Below are 24,700 nucleotides of genomic sequence, written 5' to 3'. Positions count from 1 at the left end.
GTGGGAGCAAAGCTTGCTCGCGATACAGGCGCTTGAGTTCCAGATAGACCGCGTTGTTTTTATCGCGAGCAAGCTTTGCTCCCACAGATAAATCCTCCGCCACAGGTTCTGTGTACGGCCGGGGGGTTATCCATAACAAACAGGAGTCACCGCAATGAGCCGCGCCCCAGACACATGGATCTTGACCGCCGACTGCCCCAGCGTGCTCGGCACGGTGGACGCGGTGACGCGCTTTCTGTTCGAGCAGGGCTGCTATGTCACCGAGCACCATTCCTTCGACGACCGGCTCTCGGCGCGTTTTTTCATTCGTGTGGAGTTCCGCCAGCCCGACGGTTTTGACGAGCAAAACTTCCGTGCCGGCCTGGCCGAACGCGCGCAAGCCTTTGGCATGGTCTTCGAACTGACGCCACCCAACTACCGGCCCAAAGTGGTGATCATGGTCTCCAAGGCCGATCACTGCCTCAACGATTTGCTCTACCGCCAGCGCATCGGCCAGTTGTCCATGGACGTGGTGGCCGTGGTCTCCAACCACCCCGACCTCAAGCCGTTGGCCGACTGGCACCAGATTCCCTACTACCATTTCCCCCTGGACCCGAACGACAAGCCGGCCCAGGAGCGACAGGTGTGGCAGGTGATCGAAGACACCGGTGCCGAGTTGGTGATCCTTGCCCGCTACATGCAAGTGCTGTCGCCGGAGCTGTGTCGCAAGCTCGACGGCAAGGCGATCAACATCCATCACTCGCTGCTGCCGGGCTTCAAGGGCGCCAAGCCATATCACCAAGCCTACAACAAAGGCGTGAAACTGGTCGGTGCTACGGCGCACTACATCAACAACGACCTGGACGAAGGCCCGATCATCGCCCAGGGCGTGGAAGTGGTGGACCACAGTCACTATCCCGAGGATTTGATCGCCAAGGGGCGGGACATCGAAGGGCTGACCCTGGCCCGGGCCGTGGGCTATCACATCGAGCGAAGGGTGTTCTTGAACGCCAATCGTACTGTCGTTCTTTAGGCCGACATCGCGAGCAGGCTCGCTCCCACGGAATAGGGGAGCACACAAAGATCCAATGTGGGAGCGAGCCTGCTCGCGAAGAGGCCCTCACAGACAACAAAGAAACAAGACACAAGCACTACCCGAGCAATCAACGCGCTGCCTGCCTGGGCAACGCAGTTCCATAAAAACAACAGCGAGGTGAAAGCATGTCTGGCAATCGTGGTGTCGTGTATCTCGGCAACGGCAAGGTCGAAGTACAGAAAATCGACTATCCAAAAATGCAGGACCCGCGCGGCAGGAAGATTGAGCACGGTGTCATCCTGCGCGTGGTCTCCACCAACATCTGCGGCTCCGACCAGCACATGGTGCGCGGCCGTACCACTGCCCAGACCGGTCTGGTCCTGGGTCACGAAATCACCGGTGAAGTGATCGAAAAGGGCAGCGACGTCGAGAACCTGAAAATCGGCGACCTGGTGTCGGTGCCGTTCAACGTGGCTTGCGGGCGCTGCCGTTCCTGCAAGGAGCAACACACAGGCGTCTGCCTGAGCGTCAACCCGGCCCGTGCCGGCGGTGCCTACGGTTACGTGGACATGGGCGACTGGACCGGCGGCCAGGCCGAATACGTGCTGGTGCCGTACGCCGATTTCAACCTGTTGAAGCTGCCGGACCGCGACAAGGCCATGGAGAAAATCCGCGACCTGACCTGCCTGTCCGACATCCTGCCGACCGGCTACCACGGCGCCGTCACCGCCGGTGTTGGCCCTGGTAGCACGGTCTACATCGCCGGTGCCGGCCCGGTTGGCCTGGCGGCCGCCGCTTCCGCGCGCCTGCTGGGTGCCGCCGTGGTGATCATTGGTGACGTCAACCCGGTCCGCCTGGCTCACGCTAAGGCCCAGGGTTTTGAAATCGCCGACCTGTCCCAGGACACCCCGCTGCATGAGCAGATTGCCGCCTTGCTGGGCGAGCCTGAAGTCGACTGTGCTGTCGACGCGGTAGGCTTCGAAGCTCGCGGCCACGGCCATGACGGCGTCAAGCACGAAGCCCCGGCCACCGTGCTCAACTCCTTGATGGGCGTGGTCCGCGTCGCCGGCAAAATCGGCATCCCTGGCCTCTACGTCACCGAAGACCCGGGCGCCGTCGATGCAGCAGCCAAAATGGGTAGCCTGAGCATCCGCTTCGGCCTGGGCTGGGCCAAATCCCACAGCTTCCACACCGGCCAGACCCCAGTCATGAAGTACAACCGCCAACTGATGCAGGCGATCATGTGGGACCGCATCAACATTGCTGAAATCGTTGGCGTACAGGTGATCAGCCTGGATGACGCGCCGAAGGGTTATGGCGAGTTCGATGCGGGCGTGCCGAAGAAGTTTGTGATTGATCCGCATAAGTTGTTCAGTGCGGCATAACGTTGTAGGCAAGACGGAAAAAGGGCGACAGTGATGTCGCCCTTTTTATTCAGCCCTACAGACGGCGGCTTTCCAGGACTGAAGCGTTTTTGATCGAGGTGATAGCTGGCACGTTACCGAACATACAAGGAGTCAACCGCTCACCCACCTCAGGATGGCTCCCGGATCGTTTATTCCGGCGTCACTCTCGTGGCCTGCATGCCTTTATCCCCCTTCTCGATTTCAAACGAAACGGTCTGCCTCTGTTTCAACGTTTTATAACCCTCGCCGGCTATCGCCGAGTAATGAACGAACAGTTCCTCGCCTCCTTTGCCGCAGGTAATGAAGCCATAGCCTTTCGCATCGTTAAACCATTTAACGGTTCCTTTGATTCGGTCGTTCATTTTTATTGTCCTGCTTGCCCGAATGAAGAAAGGCGCAGGGACTGTGGTTTGCCCAGAGCCTTGTTTTCGTTGTCACGACTGAGCTTAGAGGCCGTATGGACAGCTGCCTACTGTCAACATTGACAGTAGGCAATACTTGAGCGGGAGCAAGCTCCCTCGCCACGGTTACTGCTGGGCAGTTGCGGTCTCGACCCGTTCGCAGAATTCAGGGTAGAAACCTTTGGCGCTAGGGCCTTGGCAATAGTTCTGCGCTTGGGCCAGGGCATCGCCGCTGAATTTCAGGTTGCGGGGCATGCTGGCAAAAGTGACGTAGCCATCCTGTTGCGTCTTGATCGCGTCGAAGCCCGGCATGTCATAGACCAGTTCCACGTCATCATCGGTCAGCAGTCGCGCCTTGACCGTCACTTGCGTGTATTGCTTGCCCTCTGGTGCGCCATTGAGCGCTGCCAGGCCGTGGCCGACAACGCGCAGCATGTGCGGGACCCAGGGCTCGCAGTCCTGCGCGCAAGCGCCTGGACGGTAAAGCACGGTCAGCGCTTGTTGATCGCGGCTTACCTCGGTCAGGGCCGGGTCAGAGCGCTTGATGCGGTGTTCGATGGTCAGCCAGGTCTTCTGCTCTTCACTCGTGCCGTCGGCCAGTTCCGGATTCAGCGGGCCGCGCTGGCATTCGTTGACACCCAGGGCGATGAGCATGCCGGTCAGGATGACCGCGAGGGTGGCGCCGCCGACTTTCACGTTCATGGGCAAACTCTGCTGGAGGAAGCCGCACTGTACGGTAATGGTGCAGGTGAGGGCAGTGGGCTGTGAGCGGCGGTGCTGGAACAGTGACGCGGTTACCATTGCCGATCAATAGATCAAGTTGAAGTAGTCGCCGTCCATCAGCCTGCACATTCGGGTATCCGGGCTTTCGCAGCGATTGCTCATCCACTTTGAAAAAGCCGGTTCCAGGATTTGTTGATCGTCCAACTTCAGATTGATCGCCCCGTATCTGCACGTGATGGTCGCACGGGGGGCTGTCTGTTCGTCCCCATCGTCCTCATGAATAACGTATTCGGCACCTTCGAACTGCAACGAGGTCGGGTCGACCACCTCCACCAGGCTTTCGCTTTTCCATTCACGCTCTTCCCGCTCCCCGACGGTGTAAACGTCTTCCAGCGATTCAATATCCCTGTGAATGTCAGTGACGGCGGGGCATGTTATTTCACCGGCATGGACGTGGCCGATGATCAGCAAAAGCAAGACCGCGCCTCCAGCCAGTATTTTTTTCATGTGCCAGGCTCCAGGGCTCAGTTCAACGATTCACGGCTTCGGTCGGGCGGGCTACTGTCAATGTTGGCTGTCATTTATGTCAATTTAGAACTGTGTATGGATATTTGGTAACTTTTAGCTATATAAAAAGACGCAGTTTTCGGTAAATCAGACGTTTCTGACGACCACTGAGGATTTTTCTGTAATGGCTATCGGCCATTCATGTAATACGTTTAGGAACAATCGCCGTCCGCGCAAGTCCAACGCACGCTTCACGCCGCTCTTTAAGAGCGGCTTTTTCATGCTCAAGAGGATGTCCCGGATGAAGGTTTCACGCGGTTTTGCACTGTCTTGCCTGTTGACACTGGCCGCCAGCCCGGCTTTCGCGCAGTTCAGCCTCAGCGATGCGGCTAATGTGATGTCGGCGATGCAGGGCAACTCAGGTGAGAAGGACGGCGCCGTGGCCGCTGCACCGAAAGCCGCCGGGTTGCTCAATACCCTGGGCTCGGACCTCAAGATCACCCCGGAACAGGCCATCGGCGGTGCCGGTGCGATGCTGGGGCTGGCGAAGAACCGGCTAAGCGAACCGCAGTTCTCGGAATTGAGCAAAAGCGTGCCAGGTCTCGATCAGATCGCCGGCAACAGCGCCATCGGCGGGCTCAACGGCCTGGGCGGCTTGCTCGGTGGCGGATCGGACAAAAACGCCTTGCTCGACGGGCTGCTGGGTAACGTCAAGGACACCAATGACTTGAATAACGCCTTCAGCGCGCTGGGCATGGACAGCGGCATGATCGGGCAGTTTGCCCCGGTCATCCTGCAGTACCTTGGCCAGCAGGGGGTGGGTAGTTCGTTGTTGCAGAATCTGGGAGGTATTTGGGGGGCTGGCAGTGGCGTCTGATCAGGCGCGTTCGTTGCGCAAGGCAGCAATACGCCGATCCTTCTCCATCCAGAGCTGATTAACCCAATCCTGAACAAACTGGCGAAACACCGGATCATTTTCGTAATCGCCCTGCCACAGCGCCGGGTCCAGTTCACGGGTCTGGATATCGACGATGACCCTGGGCACGGCGCCGCTGATCAAATCCCAGAACCCGGGGATCCGTTCCTGCGGGTACACCACGGTCACGTCCAATACCGCGTCCAGTTGTTCACCCATGGCCGCCAGCACGAACGCCACGCCACCGGCCTTGGGCTTGAGCAGGTGGGTGAAGGGTGACTGTTGCTGTTGGCTTTTGGCGGCGGTGAAGCGCGTGCCTTCGAGGTAATTGACCACGGTGACCGGTTGGCGCTTGAACAGCTCGCAGGCGGCCTTGGTGATTTCCAGGTCCTTGCCGGCCAGCTCCGGGTTTTTCGCCAGGAAGGCTTTGGTGTAGCGCTTCATGAATGGGTAGTCCAGTGCCCACCAGGCCAGCCCCAGAAACGGCACCCAGATCAGCTCTTTCTTGAGGAAGAACTTGAAGAACGGCGTGCGCCGGTTGAGGGTCTGGACGAGGGCGGGGATGTCCACCCAGGATTGGTGATTGCTGATCACCAGGTAAGACGTATCGCCGCGCAGGTCCGCGCCGCCGCGGATGTCCCAGCGGGTGGGGATGCACAGGGCAAAGATCAGCTTGTCGATCTCGGCCCAGGTTTCGGCGATCCACATCACTGCCCACGAGGCGTAGTCGCGAAAACGCCCGGACAGGACCAGTTTTAGCAGTGCGAACACCATCAACGGGCCGAACAGCACCAGGGTGTTGAGCAACAGCAGCAGGGTGACGAAACAGCCGGTGAGCAGGCGGCGCATAGATGACTCTTGCAAACGGGTGGGCGGGCCATGATAAGCAAGCTTCGGGCGGTAGGCCAAATCGGTGTGGACGAAAGTTTCACTTGGGCTTGGCTAAACTGGGCTGGCTTTTTGTGGCGAGGGGATTCATCCCCGTTGGGTTGCGAAGCAACCCCAAAACAGTCAACTCGAATAGCCAGGTGTACCGAGATGTCAGGCTCTCAGGGGGCGCTTCGCACCCCAGCGGGGATGAATCCCCTCGCCACAGAGGTCGCGCTTGGCTGGCGTTTCTCTTAGCCATTGCTATCGAAATCAACCGAACGAATTCAGCAGCCACGGTCTAAAACCCCACTCCCACAATGGAAGCCCTAACTCCATGAAGTCAGTCCTCGCCCTGTTTTCCCTGATAGCCCTTCCAGTGCTGGCCGCCGAGCCGACCCTGTACGGGCGCTATGAATACATCGCGTTGCCGGAAATCGGCGGCGAAGTGCTCAAGGCCAAGATGGACACCGGTGCGCTGACTGCCTCGCTGTCGGCCAAGGACATCGAGACCTTTACCCGCGACGGTGATGATTGGGTGCGATTCCGCCTGGCGACCAAGGATGCGAGCAACAAGGTCTACGAACACAAGATCGCCCGCATCAGCAAGATCAAGACCCGTTCCGAAGAAGATGAAGACGACGACGAAAAAATCGCGCCAACCAAGCGCCCCGTGGTCGACCTGGAACTGTGCCTGGGCAACGTCAAGCGCACGGTGGAGGTCAACCTGACCGACCGCAGCAGCTTCAACTACCCATTGCTGATCGGCGCCAAGGCCCTGCGCGAGTTCGGCGCAGCGGTGAACCCGGCCCGCCGCTTCACCGCAGACAAGCCCGACTGCTGATTTCCCCGATTGACGTGCCCCGAGGCTTGGGGCACCGTTCCGGCAACTTTATTGCCGGGCTCGCAAGCCATGCCTCATATCCTGATTGTCGAAGACGAAGCCGCCATTGCCGATACGCTGGTGTTTGCCCTGCAAGGGGAGGGGTTCGACACCACTTGGCTGAGCCTCGGCGCTGCCGCCCTCGAGCATCAGAAAAGCACGCCGGCGGACCTGATCATCCTCGATGTGGGCCTGCCGGATATCAGCGGATTCGAGACTTGTAAAAATCTCAGACGTTTCAGCGACGTTCCAGTCATCTTTCTGACAGCCCGGGATGCTGAGATCGACCGGGTGGTGGGACTGGAAATCGGTGCCGACGATTATGTGGTCAAGCCTTTCAGCCCCCGCGAGGTGGCGGCCAGGGTCCGGGCGATCCTCAAGCGTGTGGCGCCGCGACCGCTGATGGAGCCGGGCATGGCGCTGTTCCAGGTCGATGCCGATCGCGTGCAAATCAGCTATCGCGGCAAACCGCTGAACCTCACCCGCCATGAATTCCGCCTGCTCAACTGTCTGTTGGAACAACCTGAACGGGTCTTCAGCCGCGAACAACTGCTCGACGCCCTGGGCGTGGCCAGCGATGCTGGCTACGAGCGTAGCATCGACAGCCACATCAAGAGCGTGCGTGCCAAGTTGCGCCTGGTCCGAGCCGAGGCCGAACCGATCCAGACCCATCGAGGCCTGGGCTACAGCTACAGCCCGGGGCACAGCTGATGTCTCTGGGGATCCGGATTTTCCTGGTGTATGTGCTGTTTATCGCCCTGACCGGCTATTTCGTGCTCAACACGGTGATGGAGGAAATCCGCCCTGGCGTGCGCCAGTCCACTGAAGAAACCCTGGTGGACACGGCCAACCTGATGGCCGAGATCCTGCGGGACGATTTCAAGGCCGGCACCCTCAACCAGAATCGTTGGCCGCAATTGCTCAAGGCCTACGGCGAGCGCCAGCCGGCGGCGACGATCTGGGGCTTGCCGAAGAACCAGGTCAGCCACCGCATCTATGTCACCGATGCCAAGGGCATCGTGGTGCTCGACTCCAGTGGTGTGGCGGTGGGCCAGGATTATTCGCGTTGGAACGACGTCTACCTGACTCTGCGGGGCCACTACGGCGCCCGTTCGAGCCGCAGCGATCCGGATGACCCCACGTCTTCGGTGATGCATGTCGGTGCGCCGATCCGCGACAACGGCCGGATCATCGGTGTCGTCACGGTCGCCAAGCCCAACAGTTCATTGCAGCCTTATGTCGATCGCACCGAGCGGCGACTGTTGGCGTATGGCGCCGGGTTGGTGGCCCTGGGTCTGTTGCTGGGCGGCTTGCTGTCCTGGTGGCTCAGCGCGGCGCTGCGACGGTTGACGGCCTATGCCCAGGCGGTCAGCCAGGGGCGTCGGGTGGAAGTGCCGCATTATCGCGGCGGCGAGTTCGAGCAACTGGCGGGCGCCGTGGAACACATGCGTACCCAGCTCGAAGGAAAGGCTTACGTCGAGCGTTACGTGCATACCCTGACCCACGAGCTCAAGAGTCCGCTGGCGGCGATTCGCGGTGCCGCCGAGCTGCTGCAAAGCGATATGCCTGCCGCCCAGCACCAACGCTTTGTCAGTAACATCGGCACCGAAAGCGTGCGCATGCAGCAGTTGATCGAACGGCTGCTGAACCTGGCCCAGATCGAGCAGCGCCAGGGGCTGGAAGAAGAAGTCGCGGTGCCGCTGGCGGCGTTGATGGATGAGTTGCTGGAAGCGCGCGGCGGCTGGATCGAAAGTCGCCAGTTGAGCGTTGAACAGCGCATTGCTGCCGATCTGGCGTTGACCGGCGAGCCGTTCCTGTTGCGCCAGGCCTTGGGCAATTTGCTGGAAAACGCCTTGGACTTCACTCCCGTCAACGGTCTGCTACGCATCAGCGCCGAGCGCAGCGGCAATCGTGTCGAGATTCGCCTGTTCAATCAGGCCGCACCGATTCCCGACTATGCGCTGCCACGCTTGAGCGAGCGCTTTTACTCCCTGCCGCGGCCGGACAGCGGTCGCAAGAGCACCGGCCTGGGGCTCAACTTTGTGGAGGAGGTGGTGCAGTTGCATGGAGGGGAGTTCGGGATTGGCAATGTCGAGGGTGGGGTCGAGGTGGTGTTGCGGTTGCCCTGAAACCGAGGCGTGGCCTTCGCGAGCAAGCCCGCTCCCACAGGTTCAGTGCAGTCCTTGTGGGAGCGGGCTTGCTCGCGAAGGGGGCCGTCCAGTCTCCACACAATCTCCATAATCTCTCCATAAGCCCAGCACACAACCACCCCAGACTCTCCCTCATTCGAACAGGGAGAGCCCCACATGAACCGCAGCCTCGCCATAAAACTGGGCATGATTGCCCTACTGATTCTTTTGCTGATGATCCCGCTGTTGATGATCAACGGCCTCATCGACGAGCGCCAGGAGCTGCGCGACGGTGTGTTGCAGGATATCGCCCGCAGTTCCAGCTACAGCCAGCAACTGATCGGGCCGATGATCGTGGTGCCGTTTCGCAAGAGCGTGAAAGTCTGGAACACCAACGAGAAAACCGGCGTGCGTTTTCTGGAAACCGTCGAGCGGGCGGGCGAGTTGTATTTTTTGCCCGAAGAGTTCGAGCTCGACGGCCAGGTCCGCACTGAAACCCGTGCCCGGGGGATCTACGAAGCGCGGTTGTTCCACGCCGATAACCGGATCGATGGCCGTTTCAAGGTGCCGGAGCGCTACGGTATCGCCGCCAAGGACTTTGCCGATTACCGTTTCGATGAACCGTACCTGAGCGTGGGGATCAGCGATATTCGTGGCATCGAGAACGCGCTGACCCTGACGCTGAACCAGCAGACCGTCGACTTCCTGCCCGGTTCTCGGCTCGGCTGGCTGGGGCAGGGGGTGCATGTGCCGCTGCCGATGATCACCGCCCAGGGTGGCCCCGAGCTGACCTTCGGTTTTGACCTGCGCCTTCAAGGCACTGGCGAGTTCCAGGTCCTGCCAGTGGGCAAGTCCACCAAGGTGCACCTGTCGGCCGACTGGCCCCATCCAAGCTTTATCGGCAACTACCTGCCGGTCAATCGTGAGATCAATGAGCAGGGCTTCAGCGCTGACTGGCAGACGTCGTTTTTCTCCACCAACCTCCTGGAAACATTGCAAGCCTGCGAACCCAGCGATAGTTGCGAAGCGTTCCGCAGTCGCGCCTTCGGCGTGAGCTTCATCGACCCAGTGGACCAGTACCTCAAGAGCGACCGGGCAATCAAATATGCGCTGCTGTTCATCGCCCTGACATTCGCCGGCTTCTTCCTTTTCGAAGTGCTCAAGAGCCTGGCGGTGCACCCGGTCCAGTACGCCTTGGTGGGTGTGGCGCTGGCGTTCTTTTACCTGTTGCTGTTGTCGCTGTCGGAGCACATCGGCTTCACCCTGGCGTACCTGGTGTCGGCCAGTGCCTGTGTGGTGCTGATCGGGTTTTATGTCTGCCATGTGCTGCGTAGCGTGAGCCACGGCCTGGGGTTTTCGGTGGGGCTGGCAGGGTTGTACGGCTTGCTCTATGGCTTGTTGAGCGCCGAGGACTATGCGCTGTTGATGGGGTCGCTGTTGCTGTTCGGCCTGTTGGGCGTATTCATGGTGTTGACCCGTAAGCTGGATTGGTACGGGGTTGGGTCGAAGTCGGCCGCTGCCATGAGCTTTGACTTGGGAGAGGTGAAATGAGCCGGTCGTTGGGGTTGCGTGAGGACCGGCAATTACGAGAGGTGTTGGTGATGCGGATTGCCGGGTTGTTTCCTGTGGATCCGGTGCGCTGCCATCGCGAGCAGGCTCGCTCCCACAAAGGGCGACACGATCAAGTGTGGGAGCGAGCCTGCTCGCGATGAGGGCGGAACGGTCAATGCAAATCTAAACCCTGGGCACCGTCTCGAGCATCGAAGGCCGCAAGCTCACTTCGGCGAACCATGCCGCCAGCTGCGGATTGGCCTTGCGCCATTCCAGGTCCGGATGGCGCAGGTCCAGGTAGCCCAGGGCGCAGGCCACGCTGATGGAGGCCACGTCGAAATGGCAGGCCAGTTCGGCAATCGCCTCGGCTTCGAGCAGGCCCAGGGCCCGGCGAATCTTGTCCCGCTGCGCATCGAGCCATTCGTCCCAGTGTTTTTCCGCAGGACGCAGGGCGGTTTCGTAGCGGATCATCACCGCTGCATCCATGACTCCATCGGCCAGGGAGGCCAGGGTCAGGCGCCGCCAGCGGGCGGCTCCGTCCCGGGGAATCAACGGGTTGCCGACGTGCTGATGGTCGAGGTAGTCGAGGATGACGCGGCTGTCATGGATCACGCTGCCGTTGGCCAGGCGCAAGGCCGGGATCTTGCTCAATGGGTTGTCATCGATCAGGGCCCGGTCCGGCTTGACCGGCGTGAGCTGGCTGAGTTGCAACGCCACGCGGTCTTGCTGGCCGGTTTCGTGCAGTAGCACCAGGACCTTGCGAACGAAGGGTGAAGCGGGGTTGTGGAACAACGTCATGCTGGGGGTGGACATGGCAGTGTCTCGATCAGTGGGACTTGTTGCGCAGCATAGCGCGTCCAGCCGCGCACAAGGCAGGCGCGACCCGGGCGAAGAGGCTCAGTCGCGCCATGCATCAGGCGGTTGGTTGCAGGGCCTGCGGCGCCGGTGCCGATGTCGCCGGTTGTTGCTTGAGTTCCCGGGCGACGGTCCAGACGATAAACGCGGCGACCACGTCGAAGATCGCCAGCAGCACGAACAACGGGCTGTAGCCGATCTTTGTCACCATCACACCAAACAGCAGGGTGAAGGCCGCTGCACCGAGGTAACCGAACATCCCTCCCATGCCGGTGGCGGTGGCGACTTCATTCTTGCCGAAGGAATCGGACGTGATGGCGTATAGCGCTCCGGATAGAGTCTGGTGGGCAAAGCCGCCAATGCACAGCAGGGCGATGGCGCTGTAGGGGCTGGCGACCAGGCCGATGCACGCCGGGCCGACCATGCAGGAGGCACCGAACAGCAGGACCATTTTGCGCGAGGTGAACAGCGACACCTTGCAGTATTTATGGAAGAACGGGCTCAGGTAACCACCCAGCACGCAACCCAGGTCGGCCGCCAGGAACGGCAGCCAGGCGAACATTGCGATCTCCTTGATGTTCATGTGCCGCTCGGTCATCAGGTACAGCGGGATCCAGGCGTTGAACGTTTGCCAAGCCGGCTCGGAGAGGATCCGGGCGCTGGCGATGGCGTAGAAGTTGCGGCTGGCGATGATGCGTTTCCAGCTGCCTTTCTTCGGTGTCGGATCCTGGAAGTGGGCTTCCTGGCCGCTGAGAATGTAATCACGCTCAGTGTCGCCCAAGAGCCTCTGGTCGCGCGGATGCTTGTAAAAGATCAGCCAGAGGAACGTCCAGGCCACGCCCAGGCCGCCAACGATCAGAAACGCCAGCTCCCAACCACTGTTCAGAATCGCCCAGACCACGAGTGGCGGAGCCAGCACGGCGCCGATTGAGGAGCCGATATTGAACCAGCCGATGGCCACCGAGCGTTCCTTGGCCGGGAACCATTCAGTAGAGGTTTTTACCGCGGCCGGCAGCCCGGCGGCTTCGGTCAGGCCCAGCAAACCACGAAAAAACGCCAGGCCTTGCCAGCCCGAGGCCATGGCCGCCGCGGCACAGGCGATGGACCAGGCGAAGGCGAAAATGGCGAAACCCATCTTGGTACCGATGGCATCAATGATGTAGCCGGCCACCGGTTGCATCAGCGCGTAGCAGATCTGCCAGGCCACGACGATGTGGGAATACTGCTCGGTGGAGATGTTCATTTCGCTCATCAGGGTCGGAGCGGCCACCGAGAGGGTATTGCGAGCCAGGTAGTTGACCATCAGGCCGGCCGTGACCAGGCCAACCATCCACCAGCGGATGCCTTTGATTTTCATCACTTCACCATCGATTATTTTTGGATTTGGTGTCGCATGTCATGTTGTAAGTTGTCGTACAACGTGCGCCTTTATAGGAGTGCAAGGATTAATTTGTCAATAAATATGTCAGAGTCTGGGCGGCTGGAATTAACCCGCGTTTCCGCAGTTGTCGTATGACGAAGAGAGGAGGGCGTGCATCTGGTCAATGCACGCCCGGATGACTCAGCGGCGCGGGACCAAGCCCCACACCGCCAACACAGAAGGGATACCCAACCCTAGCCAACTGACGGCGTCCCACAAACCGTCACCCAGCAAGGCACTGAACAACCCTGCCGCGCAAAGAACGCCGATCACCATGGGCACGCCAAACACTTTCCAGAAACTCGACTGTCGAGGCCTCACGAAGCGACCTCCGCGACAACGCTTGCTCGCTTGGCCGCCTTGCGCCGCACCAGCCACAGGTAAACGCCGCTGCCGAGGACGATGATGGTCAGCACATCGAGGGTGGCCCAGAAAATCTGCATCGGCCGGCCACCGTAGTCACCAAAATGCAGCGGCAACGACAGGCTCATGACGTCCATGTACCACGGCCGTTCGGCCACTGCGGTGACCTCCAGGGTGCTGGCGTCGACCAGTACCGGCGTCAGCAAATGCGAGGTCAGGTGGGTGCTGCCTTTCATGAACACGCTGTAGTGGTGTTCGCTGGAAAACAGCGTGCCGGGGAAGGCGATGAAGCTGGGCGCCATGCCCGGCGCGACGTCCTTGGCGATGTCCAGCAAACGGGTGGCCGGTGCCAGTTGGGTCAGCGGCGGGGCGTTGCGGTAGGGTTCGATCATGGCGCTGAGGCTGTCGTTGCGCCAGGCGGCGATGATCAGGTCGGCGCACGCGGCGATGACGCCGGTAACGCCGACGGTCAGCGCCCACACCAGTGTGACCACGCCGATCAGGTTGTGCAGGTCGAGCCAGCGCAGGCGCGTGGATTTGTCCTGGCGCACCGTGGCGAACTTCAAGCGGCGCATGAACGGCAGGTACAGGATCACCCCGGAGACGATGGCAATCACGAACAACAACCCCATGAATGCCAGCAACAATTTGCCCGGCAATCCGGCGAACATGTCCACGTGCAGGCGCAGCATGACCATCATGAAGCCGCCATTGGCCGAGGGCATTTCCAGGGCCTCGCCGGTGCGCCCATCGAGCATGAAAGTGTGGGAGGAATTGGGTTCGGTGCCCGGTGTCGGCGCCATGATGGTGATGACGCCGTTGGGCTCGTCCTCGTCCCAGCCAAAATACTGGACCACTTCGCCAGGGCGATGGGCCTTGGCTTTTTCCACCAGTTGTTGCAGGTCCAGCGGCGGTGTGTCAGCCGGCATCTCCCTAAGCTGGGGGGCGTCGCCCAGCAGGTGTTCGATTTCATGGTGGAAGATCAACGGCAGTCCGGTGATCGCCAGCATCAGCAGGAACACCGTGCAGATCAGGCTGGTCCAGGTGTGGACGAAGGACCAGCGGCGAATGGTTTTGCTTTTCATGAGCGATCCGGATGCAAAAGGACACCTTGTGGCGATGGGTATCTGTGGGAGCAAGGCTTGCCCGCGAAACAGGCGATGCGGTCCTTCAGAAACCGAGTCGTCTCCATCGCGGGCAAGCCTTGCTCCCACAGAGTGCCCGCTGAAGCGGGTATGCAAATGCTAACCGTTTACCATTTGTAATTCACGCTGGCGACGACGTTGCGTTGGTCGCCGTAGTAGCAGTAGAAGCCGTCGCACGTGGACAGGTAGTCCTTGTTGAAGATGTTTTTCGCGTCCACCGCTACCGTGACCCCCTTGAGGGTCTTGTTCAAACGGCCCAGGTCGTAATGGGCCGAGGCGTCATACACGGTGTAGGAGCCGACATGGCCCCAGTCGGTGTTGGTGGTGTTGCCGTAGGTGTCGCCGACATAACGCACGCCAGCGCCGACGCCGAAACCGTCGAGCGGGCCGTTATGCCAGGTGTAGTCCGCCCAGGCGGTGGCCTGGTGACGCGGCACCTGGGCCATGCGCTTGCCTTTTTCAGCTGTCGTGCCCTTGGTGATTTCGCTGTCGTTGTAGGTGTAGGAACCGATCAGCTTGAGGTTGTCGGTCACGTCGCCTGAGGCTTCCAACTCCAGGCCGCGCACCTGTACTTCACCCACTTGGCGGGTGACGTTGTTTTCGGTGACAGAGTTGTTTTTCTGAGTCAGGTCGAACACCGCAGCGGTCAGCAGAGTCTTGGTGCCGGGTGGCTGGTACTTGATCCCCGCTTCGTATTGTTCGCCTTCGGTGGGTTTGAACGCTTCGGTGCTGTTGACGGTCGAGCCCGCCGCCGCCTGGAACGACTGGGCGAAGGAGATGTAGGGCGTCACACCGTTATCGAAGACGTAGCTCAACGCCGCGTTGCCGCTGAATTTCTTGTCGCGCTGGGTGTTGGTTACGTTGTTCTGGTTGTGGAATTCGGTGCCGGTGTGAATCCAGTCTTCACGACCGCCGAGGGTCAGGCGCCAGTTGTCCAGGGCGATCTGATCCTGGACGTACAGGCCGGTCTGGTTGGTCTTCTGGTTGTAGTCGTACATGGTGAAGTACTGGACGTTGGAGAAATCCTGTCCATAGATCGGGTTGTGGATGTTGCTGGTCGGCACGCCGGTCGAACCCCACAACCAGCGCGAATTGCTGTTGGAGCGCTGGTGGTCCAGGCCCAGCAGCAAAGTGTGGCTGAGGGCGCCGGTCTGGAAATCGGCCTGGAAGTTGTTGTCCACGGCGAACTGGCTGATGTCTTCGTCGACGACACTGGCGCTGCGCTTGACCGTGCCATCGGCGCTCACCGCTTCATCAGGACCCGCCGGCCAGAATTGCCCGCCGGCGGAGATGCCCTGGGTTTCCAGGTCGCTCTTGGTGTAGCGCAGGTTCTGGCGGAACTGCCAGGTGTCGTTCAGGCGATGTTCGAACGCATAGCCGAGGGCGTAGTAGGTACGGTCGTAGAATTCCCAGTCCGGGTCGCCGAGGTTCTTGTGGTGGGAAATCTTGCCCGCCGGCGAGGACAGCTTGGTGCCTTGCAGCGGCAGGAATTGCCCGGTGATTCCAGTGTCGTCGCGGGTGTATTGGGACAGGAAGGTCAGGCGCGTGTCGTCGTTGATGTTCCAGGTCAGGCTCGGTGCGAGGTTGTAGCGCTTGTCCGGGATGTGATCGACCTGTGAATTGCTGTCGCGCACGGTGCCGCTGAGCCGATAGAGGAACTGGCCTTCGTCATCGACCTTGCCGGTGCTGTCGAAGTTGATCTGCTTGTGTTCGTAGCTGCCGGCCTGCAACTCGACCTCGTTGCTGCTTTCGGCCTGTGGGCGACGGCTGACCATGTCCAACATGCCGCCAGGTGGCGTCTGGCCGTAGACCGAAGAGGCCGGGCCACGCAGTACGGCGATGCGTTCAAGGTTCCAGGGCTCGATTTTCGGCGTGATGTAGTTGCCCCTGGGTAGCGGCAGGCCATCGAGGAACTGAGTCGGCACGAAGCCGCGAACCAGCAGCCAGTCATTGCGCGAATCCGAGCCGTAGCCGCTGCTCTGCACGCCAGCGGTGTAGCGCAGGGCGTCATTGAGGTTGAGGACAGAACGGTCCTCCATTTGTTGGCGCGTGACCACCGAGACTGAGCGCGGCAGTTCGACGATCGGCGTATCGGTCTTGGTACCGGCGGCGGTGCGGGTGGCGACGTAACCTTCGGTCGGGCCCCACGCGGTTTCGCTGACACCGGCACCGATCACGCTGGTTTCCGGCAAGGCCATCACGCCTTCAGGCACGGCCACCAGGCTGTAGGTGCCGGCGCTGCTTTGCTCCAATTGCAGGCCGGTACCGCGCAAGGCCTCGCGCAATGCGCCGGTGGCGTCGAACTGGCCCTGGACCGGAGCCGAGGTCTTGCCCGAAGCCAGGGACGGATTCAGGCTCAGCGCGAGGCCGGCCTGGCTGGCGATCTGGTTCAGGGTGCTGGCCAGTGGCGCGGCGGGCAGGTTGTAGGTGCGCACGCTCGTGGCCTGTTCGGCGGCCAGCAGCGGGCCGCTGGCGAGAGGAACGGCAAAGGCAATGGCAACGGCCAGCAGGCTGGGGCGCAACAGGGTGTCTAGCGGGCGGGACATACGGCGGCTCCTGAATGGAAATATTTCTCAATTGCCTGGGTGCCGGATGAAAATTGAAAAGTGATAGGGCTGGATGAAAATAATTTAGATTCAGCTTGGGGCCCGGTGTCCTGCCTGGCCTTGTGTTGAGGCTACTGGCCTCATCGCGAGCAGGCTCGCTCCCACCGTTGATCTTCAGTGAGCCGCTGCTTTGTGTACAACACCGCTCCACTGTGGGAGCGAGCCTGCTCGCGATTAGGTCACCACTGACGCAAGATTCCTCAAGGCTTGGCCTCGGCCCTCGGTCCAACCACCACCCACCATCGCGTGTGATGCTCGATCTGCACCGGCAAGCTCGGCAGCAGCGCGGTCAGGGCCAGGTCGGTGTCATGCAATGGAAAGCTGCCGGTGATGCGCAGGTCTGCCACTTGAGGGGCGACACCCAAGTAGCCGCGTCGGTAGCGCCCCAGTTCATGGACCAGATCTTCGAGGCGCGCGTTGTCCACCACCAACATGCCGCGGGTCCAGGCATCGGCGCCGGGGGGCAAGGCAATGGTCGGTCCGAGGCCGTCGCGGCGCATCAGTACTTGTTGGCCTTCACGCAGGATCTGTTCCGTGTCCGCGGCCTGCGGGTGTGCCGCCACGGCGGACTTCAACACGCTCAGGCGCGTGCCTTCGTCTTCACGCCTGACCAGGAACCGTGTGCCCAAGGCGCGCAGGTTGCCTTCGCGGGTCTCGACGATGAACGGGCGCGGGTCGCCGTGGCCGGTTTCTACCAGGATCTCGCCTTCCTGCAGGACGATGCGGCGCTGCTTGTCATCGAACCGCACATCCAGCGCACTGTGGGTGTTGAGGTTGATCAACGTGCCATCGACCAGGCGCAGGGTGCGTTGTTCGCCAGTGGCGGTGCGCTGGTCGGCCAGCCAGTAATCCAGCGGCAGGTAACGATCTCCGGCAAACAACGCCAGGCCGATGACCGCGATAACACTGGCCAGGCCGCTGCCCACCTTGCGGATCCGCCGGCGAATGCTGACCCGCGATTGCAGCAGTGCGGCCCGCGCCGGTCCACTTGCGACGCTGAAACGCTGGTCGAGCATGCCCAGCTGCTGCCAGGCCCGGGCGTGTTCTTCGTCGGCGGCATGCCAGCGGGCGAAGGCTTCGCGCTCCTGAGGGCTGCTCGAGTCCAGCGACAATTGCCAGGCAATGGCGGCGTCCAGCACGCTGGCCGAGACCGGTTTGGCGTGGGCCTGGCTCATGTCGGCTCACCATAAAGTGCGATGTAGCACTGGCGAATGCCTTGGGCCAGGTACTGCCGCACCCGCGGTACCGAAACCCCCAGGCGTTCGGCGATTTCGGCGTGGCCGAGACCGTCGAGGCGGTTATAGAGGAAGGCTGCGCGAGCCTTGCTCGACAGTTTGCCCAGCAGGCGGTCGATGGCCTTGAGGTCTTCCAGGATGATTTGCTGTTCTTCCACCGAGGGCTGCTCGGCCTCGGGGATTAGCATCAATTCGGTGAGGTAAGCCTGCTCCAATGCCGCTCGACGGAAGTAATCGAACAGCAGGCCCTTGGCGATGGCTACCAGAAACGCCCGCGGTTCGCGAGGTGCCTTCAGCTCCTCGCGACCCAGCAAGCGCACAAAGGTGTCCTGGCTCAGGTCCTCGGCCCGTTGCGCACACGCCACGTTGCGGCGCAGCCATCCCAATAGCCAAGCGCGATGGTCACGGTACAACGCACCAACCAAATCACTATGAGGACTGGGGACTGACGACACGAAGCATCACCGATGTTTTAAGTAACGAGAATTGTTCGCGATTGTGGCAGAGGCGGGGGCGGGAAAGCAATTGGTGCTGGTCGGGACCTGATCTGTGGGTCTAATGAGTCTGTGGGAGCAAGGCTTGCCCGCGATGGTATCGCCTGGTTTGAGAGCCAAACCGAGTCGCCTGCATCGCGGGCAAGCCTTGCTCCCACAGGTAAACCACCCTCGGAGCAGAGGATTTAGAGCGAAGGCGCCTGCTGGCGCCGTTTCCACTGGCCCAGGCGCTGTTGCAGTTCAAGCGGGCTGTGGATCTGCTGCTGGCGGGCACGGCTGAACAGGATCAGCGCCAGTTCGGCGGTGGCCAGGGCGTCGGCACTGGCGTTGTGGCGGTCGAAGACTTGCAGCTTGAACCAGTCGATCCATTCATCCAGACCCGCCTTGCGCAGATTGGCCTGGGGGCAAAGCATCGGCGCCAGGTCGGCCACATCGAGAAACGGATGCTGCAGGCGATAGCCCAGGTAGTCTTTCAAGGCGCGCCCGAGCATGTGGGAGTCGAATGGCGCGTGAAAGGCCAGCAGCGGACTGTCGCCCACGAACTCCATGAACGCCAGCAGCGCCTCGGCCGGGTCGCTGCCGGCGGCAATGGCGCTGGGCGCCAGACCGTGGATCAACACACTCGGCCCGAGTTTCTGCTTGTCGCATTGCAGGGTGCGTTCGAACTGCTGGCTGAAGTCGATCGCGCCGTCTTCGATGACCACCGCACCGATGGACAGAACCTGATCCTTGTTCAGGTTCAGGCCGGTGGTTTCCAGGTCCAGCACCACCCAGCGCTGTTCCCGTAAGCTGCGTTCATCCAACGGCGAGGAGGCGGGCAGGCGCTCCAGGCGCTGCTGCAACATCTGCGGCAACAGCGGCTGAGCCGGGCGTAGCCAGGAAAAAATGCTCACAACTGATACCTCAGCGCCAGGCTGCTTTGCAGGCGTTGGGCCTGGCGCAGGGATTCGCGCAGGATGCGCCGGTCCAGGTGATTGAGGCTGTCAGGGTCGACGCGATTGGAATAGGGCAGGTTCTCGCGGGTTTGCAATTGATGTTGTTGCATGCGGGTCTGCTGGATGAAGTGATAGGCCTCTTCATAGGCCGCGCCATCGAGCGGTTCGATCACTTCCTTGACGACCAGTTGCCGCAAGCGTTCCAGGGTATTGTTGACTTCGATGCCGTTGGCCAGGGCCAGCAGACGGGCGCCATCGACGAAGGGCGTCAGGCCTTGCACTTTCAAGTCCAGGGTGGCCTTTTCGCCATTCTTGCGGCTCAGAACGAAATCCCTGAAGCGTCCTACTGGCGGGCGATGGCGCAACGCGTTCTCGGCCATCATGCGCTGGAACAAGCGGTTATCGGCCACTTGATCGAGGATCTGCCGGCGCAACTGCTCGCAGCCTTGCTCGTCGCCCCAGACCACCCGCAGATCGAAATAAATACTGGAGCCCAGCAAGTTCTCCGGCGTCGCTTCGCGAATGAATGCCGCAAAGCGCCGGGCCCATTCGGCGCGGGACAGGCACAGCTCGGCGTTGCCGGCCATGATGTTGCCCTTGCACAAGGTGAAGCCGCACAGGGCCAGGCTCTGGTTGATCTGCTGGGCGATGGGCAGCAGCAGGCCGCGGATCTGCGCGGCATGGGCGGCGTCCCGCGCTTCGAACAAAATGCCGTTGTCCTGGTCGGTGTGCAGGGTCTGCTCGCGCCGGCCTTCACTGCCGAAACACAGCCAACTGAACGGCACCCCCGGGTCGCCTTTGTCAGCCAGGGTCAACTCGATGACGCGGCACACGGTGTGATCGTTGAGCAAGGTGATGATGTGGGTGATCTGGGTCGACGAGGCGCCGTGGGCCAGCATGCGCTCCACCAACTGGCCGATTTCGCCGCGCAGGGCCACGAGGTTCTCTACCCTGGGAGCGCTGCGAATGGTTCGGGCCAGGTGCACCAGGTCGACGCGCTGCAAGGAAAACAGATCGCGCTCCGATACCACGCCACACAGGCGATGGTCCTTGACCAGACAGACGTGGGCGATGTGGCGCTCGGTCATGGCGATGGCCGCGTCGAACGCGCTGTGGTCCGGCGAGAGAAAAAACGGTGCCTGGGTCATGTGTCCGACGATGGCCTGGGAAAAATCCCCGGAGCCATCGGCCACCACCTGTCGCAGGTCGCGCAAGGTGAAAATTCCCACCGGGGTTTTCTGCTCATTGACCACCACGATGCTGCCGACTTGTTGCTCGTGCATCAGCTTCACGGCTTCGCGCAGCGGGGTGTCCGGGCTGCAACTCACCGGATGACGCATCGCCAGTTCACCCAACCGCGTATTGAGGGAATATTGCGTGCCCAGGGTTTGTGCGGACTTTTGCTGGACTTGTTGGTTGACCTGATCGAGCAAGCTGCTGACCCCGCGCAGGGCGAAGTCGCGAAACGGGCCGGACAGGGCGAACAACTTGATGAAGGCTTGTTTGTTCAGTTGCAGGCAGAACGTGTCTTCGCCGGCCCGATGCTCGGTGCGCGTGGCCCGTTCGCCCAGCAGCGCGGCGAGGGGGAAACATTCGCCGGTGGTGATTTCGAAGGTGGTTTCGGTGCCACCTTTGGCCGTGTGCGGACGTTCGCCTACCACCCGGCCTTGCTTGACGATGTAGAAATGCTCCACCGGGCCGTCGGCGGGTTTGATGATGGTTTCGCCCGGCGCGTAGAAGCGCAGCAGGCATTGCTCCACCAGATAGGCCAGGTGGGCGTTTTCCATCTGGTTGAACGGGGGAAAGCGTTGGAGAAATTGCAGCGTCCCCTGGATGTTTTGCAACACCGCGGTTTTCCCTGCCTGGATGAAGGCGTCCGCTTTTTTCATAACCATTACGCAGTCTTTTTCGAATTGTTGTGGTCGGATCTGTTCTGCCATGGTCGGCCCCTCAGCGCGGGGTGCCCATTGGACGTAAGTCTAGGTCGCTGCATACGGGGCAGGCTTACGGAAAAGTCCTACGCCAGGCGTCGGAAAAATCTTCATTAAATGTTCTTGGAAAAAAATCCGACGAAGTGCACATTGAAGCGCCGCAGAACGATGTCTGACCACTGTGCCAGGGGATCGATTTAAAGAACGTAGAGAGCACCATGTCCGACCACGATATTTTGAGTGACGCCGAGCGCGAGGCGCTGAGTGCCGTCATGCTGGAACCTGACCTGCCGCCGCAGCGCGTCTTGATCGTCGATGACGACAAGGACGCTCGTGAGCTGCTGTCGGAGATCCTGGCGTTGGACGGGATTCACTGCATGACCGCCGCCAGTGGCGAAACGGCGCTCAAGATGCTGGAAACCAAGCCATCGATAGGCCTGCTGATCACCGATCTGCGCATGGGCAATGTCGATGGCCTGGAGTTGGTCCGCCTGGTGCGCGAGTCGGAGCGGGCGGCGCTGCCGATTATCATCGTGTCGGGCGATGCCGACGTGAAGGATGCCATTGAAGCCATGCACTTGAGCGTGGTGGACTTTCTGCTCAAGCCGATCGATACCGACAAGCTGTTGGGGTTGGTCAAGCATGAGTTGGGGATGGATCTTTAAGATCGTCTGTGGGAGCAAGGCTTGCCCGCGATGCAGGCGCCTCGGTTTACCAAGGACCGCGCCGTCTTTATCGCGGGCAAGCCTTGCTCCCACAGTTAAACCCCTTCATCAGCCAAGGCTTGGTGATTAGCAATGAAAAAGCCCTGATCGAGAGATCAGGGCTTTTGTGTGTCGCGTGTCTATCGCTCAATCACAACCCATTGGCTGCCTTGAACTCACGACGGCGACGGTGCAGCACCGGCTCGGTGTAGCCGTTAGGCTGCTTCGTGCCTTCGATCACCAGTTCGACCGCCGCCTGGAAGGCGATGTTGTTGTCGAAGCCTGGTGCCAACGGACGGTACAGCGGGTCGCTGGCGTTCTGACGGTCTACCACCGGCGCCATGCGCTTGAGGCTTTCCATCACCTGGTCCTGGGTGACGATGCCGTGACGCAGCCAGTTGGCGATGTGTTGGCTGGAGATACGCAGCGTCGCACGGTCTTCCATCAGGCCGATGTCGTTGATGTCCGGCACTTTGGAGCAGCCAACGCCCTGGTCGATCCAGCGCACCACGTAGCCAAGGATGCCCTGGGCATTGTTGTCCAGTTCGTTCTTGATCTGCTCCGGCGTCCAGTTCGGATTGACCGCCAACGGGATGGTCAGGATGTCGTCCACCGAAGCGCGGGCGCGCTTGGCCAGTTCGGCCTGGCGAGCGAACACGTCGACCTTGTGGTAATGCAGCGCGTGCAACGCGGCCGCGGTCGGCGACGGAACCCACGCGGTGTTGGCACCGGCCATCGGATGGGCGATTTTCTGTTCGAGCATCGCCGCCATCAGGTCCGGCATCGCCCACATACCCTTGCCGATTTGCGCGCGACCTTGCAGTCCGGTGCTCAAGCCGATATCGACGTTCCAGTTTTCATACGCGGCGATCCACTTCTCGGCTTTCATATCCGCCTTGCGCACCATCGGGCCGGCTTCCATGGAGGTGTGGATTTCGTCGCCGGTGCGGTCGAGGAAACCGGTGTTGATGAACACCACGCGCTCGCTGGCGGCCTTGATGCAGGCCTTGAGGTTGACCGTGGTACGGCGCTCCTCGTCCATGATCCCGACCTTGAGGGTGTTGCGCGGCAGGTTCAGCACGTCTTCGACACGACCGAACAGCTCGTTGGTGAACGCGGCTTCTTCCGGGCCGTGCATCTTCGGCTTGACGATGTACACCGAGCCGGTGCGGCTGTTGCGCCGCGAGGTGTTGCCGTTGAGGCTGTGAATCGCCGCCAGGCTGGTGACCAGGCCATCGAGGATGCCTTCCGGCACTTCGTTGCCATGCTTGTCCAGGATCGCATCGATGGTCATCAGGTGGCCGACGTTGCGTACGAACAACAGCGAGCGGCCGTGCAGGGTCACGCTCGAACCGTCGACGGTGGTGTAGACGCGGTCGGGGTTCATGGTCCGGGTAAATGTCTGGCCGCCCTTGGCGACTTCTTCAGCCAGGTCGCCCTTCATCAGGCCGAGCCAGTTGCGGTAGATCACCACTTTGTCATCGGCATCGACGGCGGCGACCGAGTCTTCGCAATCCATGATGGTGGTCAGGGCGGCTTCCATCAGGATGTCTTTGACGCCGGCGGCGTCGGTCTGGCCGACCGGGGTGGTGGCGTCGATCTGGATTTCGAAGTGCAGGCCGTTGTGCTTCAGCAGCACGGCGGTCGGTGCCGAGGCATCGCCCTGGAAGCCGATCAACTGGGCATCGTCACGCAGGCCGCTGTTGCTGCCACCCTTGAGGGTGACCACCAGTTTGCCGTCGACGATTTTGTACGCGGTGGAATCGACATGGGAGCCGGCCGCCAGGGGCGCCGCTTCGTCGAGGAAGGCGCGGGCGAAGGCGATGACCTTGTCGCCGCGAACCTTGTTGTAGCCTTTGCCTTTTTCCGCGCCGTCGGCTTCGCTGATGGCGTCGGTGCCGTACAGCGCGTCATACAGCGAACCCCAGCGGGCGTTCGATGCGTTGAGGGCGAAGCGGGCGTTCATCACCGGCACCACCAGTTGCGGGCCGGCCATGCGGGCGATTTCGTCATCGACGTTTTGCGTCGTGGCCTGGAAATCCGCCGCTTCTGGCAGCAGGTATCCAATGTCTTGCAGGAAGGCTTTGTAAGCCACGGCGTCGTGGGCCTGGCCGGCACGAGCCTGGTGCCAGGCGTCGATCCGCGCCTGGAAATCGTCGCGTTTGGCGAGTAGGGCTTGGTTCTTCGGCGCCAGGTCGTGGATGACCTTGTCGGCACCGGCCCAGAACGCGTCGGCGGTGAGGCCGGTTCCGGGAATGGCTTCGTTATTCACGAAGTCGAACAGGACTTTGGCGACCTTAAGGCCACCGACTTGAACGTGTTCAGTCATTGCTTGCCTCACTCTGCTCAGCTATTTCGCTTTTCAGCTCTTCGATTTTGACAATGAAGCCTCGGGACATTTAAACCACAAACCCCGGAACCAGTACATGCCATCGCTGGCGGCTGGGTGTTAAGCCTTGCTGACGGGGCTTTTCAGGGATGCGACTGGCCTTAAGCAGACATCGGTACAACATTATGTAGTGCTTGCTGCGGCATACTACATGATCAATTGCGCTTGTGAAAATTAGACTAATTGCGTCGTTCCGCGACCGACTAAAGCAGTACGGTCACGACG

The 24,700-nt window shown here is 61.0% G+C and carries 22 protein-coding genes; 8 read left to right on the top strand and 14 right to left on the bottom strand.

What is annotated here, in order from left to right:
* Positions 1-154: 154 nt before the first annotated feature.
* Positions 155-1,012 (top strand): formyltetrahydrofolate deformylase, encoded by an 858-nt coding sequence (purU, locus tag PSH86_RS28045; RefSeq protein ID WP_039590651.1) that lies wholly within the window; start codon positions 155-157, stop codon positions 1,010-1,012.
* Between the two features lie 188 nt (positions 1,013-1,200).
* Positions 1,201-2,400 (top strand): formaldehyde dehydrogenase, glutathione-independent, encoded by a 1,200-nt coding sequence (fdhA, locus tag PSH86_RS28040; protein ID WP_109755030.1) that lies wholly within the window; start codon positions 1,201-1,203, stop codon positions 2,398-2,400.
* Positions 2,401-2,570: 170 nt separating this feature from the next.
* On the opposite strand, the gene PSH86_RS28035 is transcribed toward fdhA, so the two are convergent.
* The 3 genes from PSH86_RS28035 to PSH86_RS28025 form a co-directional block, all read right to left on the bottom strand.
* The gene (locus tag PSH86_RS28035; RefSeq protein ID WP_109755029.1) at positions 2,571-2,783 is read right to left on the bottom strand and encodes a cold-shock protein; all 213 of its coding nucleotides are present in this window, start codon (positions 2,781-2,783) and stop codon (positions 2,571-2,573) included.
* A 165-nt stretch (positions 2,784-2,948) separates the two neighbouring features.
* Positions 2,949-3,524, bottom strand: a complete 576-nt coding sequence (locus tag PSH86_RS28030; RefSeq protein ID WP_305486373.1) for a hypothetical protein — start codon at positions 3,522-3,524, stop codon at positions 2,949-2,951.
* 105 nt (positions 3,525-3,629) lie between these two features.
* The gene (locus PSH86_RS28025; protein ID WP_109755027.1) at positions 3,630-4,052 is read right to left on the bottom strand and encodes a DUF3757 domain-containing protein; all 423 of its coding nucleotides are present in this window, start codon (positions 4,050-4,052) and stop codon (positions 3,630-3,632) included.
* A 301-nt stretch (positions 4,053-4,353) separates the two neighbouring features.
* Here PSH86_RS28025 and PSH86_RS28020 point away from each other — a divergent pair, with 301 nt between their 5' ends.
* A complete protein-coding gene (locus PSH86_RS28020) occupies positions 4,354-4,929 on the top strand; it encodes a DUF2780 domain-containing protein (RefSeq protein ID WP_109755026.1) in 576 nt (191 codons plus the stop codon).
* On the opposite strand, the gene PSH86_RS28015 is transcribed toward PSH86_RS28020, so the two are convergent.
* Entirely contained in the window at positions 4,930-5,817 is an 888-nt protein-coding gene (locus PSH86_RS28015; protein WP_163856346.1) for an acyltransferase, read from the bottom strand.
* Between the two features lie 355 nt (positions 5,818-6,172).
* Here PSH86_RS28015 and PSH86_RS28010 point away from each other — a divergent pair, with 355 nt between their 5' ends.
* The 4 genes from PSH86_RS28010 to creD all read left to right on the top strand — a co-directional run bounded on the left by PSH86_RS28010 (position 6,173) and on the right by creD (position 10,398).
* Positions 6,173-6,679: an ATP-dependent zinc protease gene (locus tag PSH86_RS28010; RefSeq protein WP_109755024.1), complete on the top strand. Its 507-nt coding sequence runs from the start codon at positions 6,173-6,175 to the stop codon at positions 6,677-6,679.
* A gap of 69 nt (positions 6,680-6,748) precedes the next feature.
* Positions 6,749-7,429 carry a two-component system response regulator CreB gene (creB, locus tag PSH86_RS28005; protein WP_109755023.1) on the top strand — a complete coding sequence of 227 codons (681 nt, stop codon included), beginning with the start codon at positions 6,749-6,751 and terminating at the stop codon, positions 7,427-7,429.
* Positions 7,429-8,847 carry a two-component system sensor histidine kinase CreC gene (creC, locus tag PSH86_RS28000; RefSeq protein ID WP_109755022.1) on the top strand — a complete coding sequence of 473 codons (1,419 nt, stop codon included), beginning with the start codon at positions 7,429-7,431 and terminating at the stop codon, positions 8,845-8,847. Before creB ends, creC begins: the two co-directional genes overlap by 1 nt.
* 177 nt (positions 8,848-9,024) lie before the next feature.
* Positions 9,025-10,398: a cell envelope integrity protein CreD gene (gene creD / locus PSH86_RS27995; RefSeq protein WP_109755021.1), complete on the top strand. Its 1,374-nt coding sequence runs from the start codon at positions 9,025-9,027 to the stop codon at positions 10,396-10,398.
* 183 nt (positions 10,399-10,581) lie between these two features.
* On the opposite strand, the gene PSH86_RS27990 is transcribed toward creD, so the two are convergent.
* The 9 genes from PSH86_RS27990 to PSH86_RS27950 form a co-directional block, all read right to left on the bottom strand.
* Complete coding sequence (locus tag PSH86_RS27990; protein ID WP_109755020.1) at positions 10,582-11,211, bottom strand: glutathione S-transferase; 630 nt, start codon at positions 11,209-11,211, stop codon at positions 10,582-10,584.
* Positions 11,212-11,311: 100 nt separating this feature from the next.
* Positions 11,312-12,610 carry an MFS transporter gene (locus tag PSH86_RS27985; RefSeq protein ID WP_305486363.1) on the bottom strand — a complete coding sequence of 433 codons (1,299 nt, stop codon included), beginning with the start codon at positions 12,608-12,610 and terminating at the stop codon, positions 11,312-11,314.
* Positions 12,611-12,814: 204 nt separating this feature from the next.
* On the bottom strand, positions 12,815-12,994 hold the full coding sequence (locus tag PSH86_RS27980; protein WP_109755018.1) for a hypothetical protein: 180 nt from the start codon (positions 12,992-12,994) through the stop codon (positions 12,815-12,817).
* Positions 12,991-14,121 (bottom strand): PepSY domain-containing protein, encoded by a 1,131-nt coding sequence (locus tag PSH86_RS27975; RefSeq protein ID WP_109755017.1) that lies wholly within the window; start codon positions 14,119-14,121, stop codon positions 12,991-12,993. The genes PSH86_RS27980 and PSH86_RS27975 overlap by 4 nt, the downstream gene beginning before the upstream one ends.
* Before the next feature lie 167 nt (positions 14,122-14,288).
* Complete coding sequence (locus PSH86_RS27970; protein WP_116833616.1) at positions 14,289-16,727, bottom strand: TonB-dependent siderophore receptor; 2,439 nt, start codon at positions 16,725-16,727, stop codon at positions 14,289-14,291.
* A 260-nt stretch (positions 16,728-16,987) separates the two neighbouring features.
* Positions 16,988-17,962: a FecR domain-containing protein gene (locus PSH86_RS27965; RefSeq protein WP_109755015.1), complete on the bottom strand. Its 975-nt coding sequence runs from the start codon at positions 17,960-17,962 to the stop codon at positions 16,988-16,990.
* Positions 17,959-18,477 (bottom strand): RNA polymerase sigma factor, encoded by a 519-nt coding sequence (locus PSH86_RS27960; RefSeq protein ID WP_305486358.1) that lies wholly within the window; start codon positions 18,475-18,477, stop codon positions 17,959-17,961. The genes PSH86_RS27965 and PSH86_RS27960 overlap by 4 nt, the downstream gene beginning before the upstream one ends.
* A gap of 224 nt (positions 18,478-18,701) precedes the next feature.
* On the bottom strand, positions 18,702-19,409 hold the full coding sequence (locus PSH86_RS27955; RefSeq protein ID WP_163856352.1) for a PolC-type DNA polymerase III: 708 nt from the start codon (positions 19,407-19,409) through the stop codon (positions 18,702-18,704).
* Complete coding sequence (locus tag PSH86_RS27950) at positions 19,406-21,340, bottom strand: putative nucleotidyltransferase substrate binding domain-containing protein (protein WP_305490392.1); 1,935 nt, start codon at positions 21,338-21,340, stop codon at positions 19,406-19,408. The genes PSH86_RS27955 and PSH86_RS27950 overlap by 4 nt, the downstream gene beginning before the upstream one ends.
* 260 nt (positions 21,341-21,600) lie before the next feature.
* Here PSH86_RS27950 and PSH86_RS27945 point away from each other — a divergent pair, with 260 nt between their 5' ends.
* Positions 21,601-22,047, top strand: a complete 447-nt coding sequence (locus tag PSH86_RS27945; protein WP_060740319.1) for a response regulator — start codon at positions 21,601-21,603, stop codon at positions 22,045-22,047.
* A 190-nt stretch (positions 22,048-22,237) separates the two neighbouring features.
* Here the strand turns inward: PSH86_RS27945 and PSH86_RS27940 are convergent, their stop codons facing one another.
* Entirely contained in the window at positions 22,238-24,415 is a 2,178-nt protein-coding gene (locus PSH86_RS27940) for a malate synthase G (RefSeq protein ID WP_176689007.1), read from the bottom strand.
* Positions 24,416-24,700 lie beyond the last annotated feature (285 nt).

Origin of the sequence: Pseudomonas sp. FP2300 (assembly GCF_030687595.1) — a bacterium.
GTDB lineage: Bacteria > Pseudomonadota > Gammaproteobacteria > Pseudomonadales > Pseudomonadaceae > Aquipseudomonas > Aquipseudomonas bijieensis.
The sequence above is the reverse complement of the archived record's forward strand: the minus strand, read 5'-3'. Positions and strand labels throughout refer to the sequence as shown.

Coding starts and splice junctions, on each gene's coding strand:
- purU (WP_039590651.1), top strand. CDS start 155: ATGAGCCGCGCCCCAGACACATGGATCTTGACCGCCGACTGCCCCAGC.
- fdhA (WP_109755030.1), top strand. CDS start 1,201: ATGTCTGGCAATCGTGGTGTCGTGTATCTCGGCAACGGCAAGGTCGAA.
- PSH86_RS28035 (WP_109755029.1), bottom strand. CDS start 2,783: ATGAACGACCGAATCAAAGGAACCGTTAAATGGTTTAACGATGCGAAA.
- PSH86_RS28030 (WP_305486373.1), bottom strand. CDS start 3,524: ATGAACGTGAAAGTCGGCGGCGCCACCCTCGCGGTCATCCTGACCGGC.
- PSH86_RS28025 (WP_109755027.1), bottom strand. CDS start 4,052: ATGAAAAAAATACTGGCTGGAGGCGCGGTCTTGCTTTTGCTGATCATC.
- PSH86_RS28020 (WP_109755026.1), top strand. CDS start 4,354: ATGAAGGTTTCACGCGGTTTTGCACTGTCTTGCCTGTTGACACTGGCC.
- PSH86_RS28015 (WP_163856346.1), bottom strand. CDS start 5,817: ATGCGCCGCCTGCTCACCGGCTGTTTCGTCACCCTGCTGCTGTTGCTC.
- PSH86_RS28010 (WP_109755024.1), top strand. CDS start 6,173: ATGAAGTCAGTCCTCGCCCTGTTTTCCCTGATAGCCCTTCCAGTGCTG.
- creB (WP_109755023.1), top strand. CDS start 6,749: ATGCCTCATATCCTGATTGTCGAAGACGAAGCCGCCATTGCCGATACG.
- creC (WP_109755022.1), top strand. CDS start 7,429: ATGTCTCTGGGGATCCGGATTTTCCTGGTGTATGTGCTGTTTATCGCC.
- creD (WP_109755021.1), top strand. CDS start 9,025: ATGAACCGCAGCCTCGCCATAAAACTGGGCATGATTGCCCTACTGATT.
- PSH86_RS27990 (WP_109755020.1), bottom strand. CDS start 11,211: ATGTCCACCCCCAGCATGACGTTGTTCCACAACCCCGCTTCACCCTTC.
- PSH86_RS27985 (WP_305486363.1), bottom strand. CDS start 12,610: ATGAAAATCAAAGGCATCCGCTGGTGGATGGTTGGCCTGGTCACGGCC.
- PSH86_RS27975 (WP_109755017.1), bottom strand. CDS start 14,121: ATGAAAAGCAAAACCATTCGCCGCTGGTCCTTCGTCCACACCTGGACC.
- PSH86_RS27970 (WP_116833616.1), bottom strand. CDS start 16,727: ATGTCCCGCCCGCTAGACACCCTGTTGCGCCCCAGCCTGCTGGCCGTT.
- PSH86_RS27965 (WP_109755015.1), bottom strand. CDS start 17,962: ATGAGCCAGGCCCACGCCAAACCGGTCTCGGCCAGCGTGCTGGACGCC.
- PSH86_RS27950 (WP_305490392.1), bottom strand. CDS start 21,340: ATGAAAAAAGCGGACGCCTTCATCCAGGCAGGGAAAACCGCGGTGTTG.
- PSH86_RS27945 (WP_060740319.1), top strand. CDS start 21,601: ATGTCCGACCACGATATTTTGAGTGACGCCGAGCGCGAGGCGCTGAGT.
- PSH86_RS27940 (WP_176689007.1), bottom strand. CDS start 24,415: ATGACTGAACACGTTCAAGTCGGTGGCCTTAAGGTCGCCAAAGTCCTG.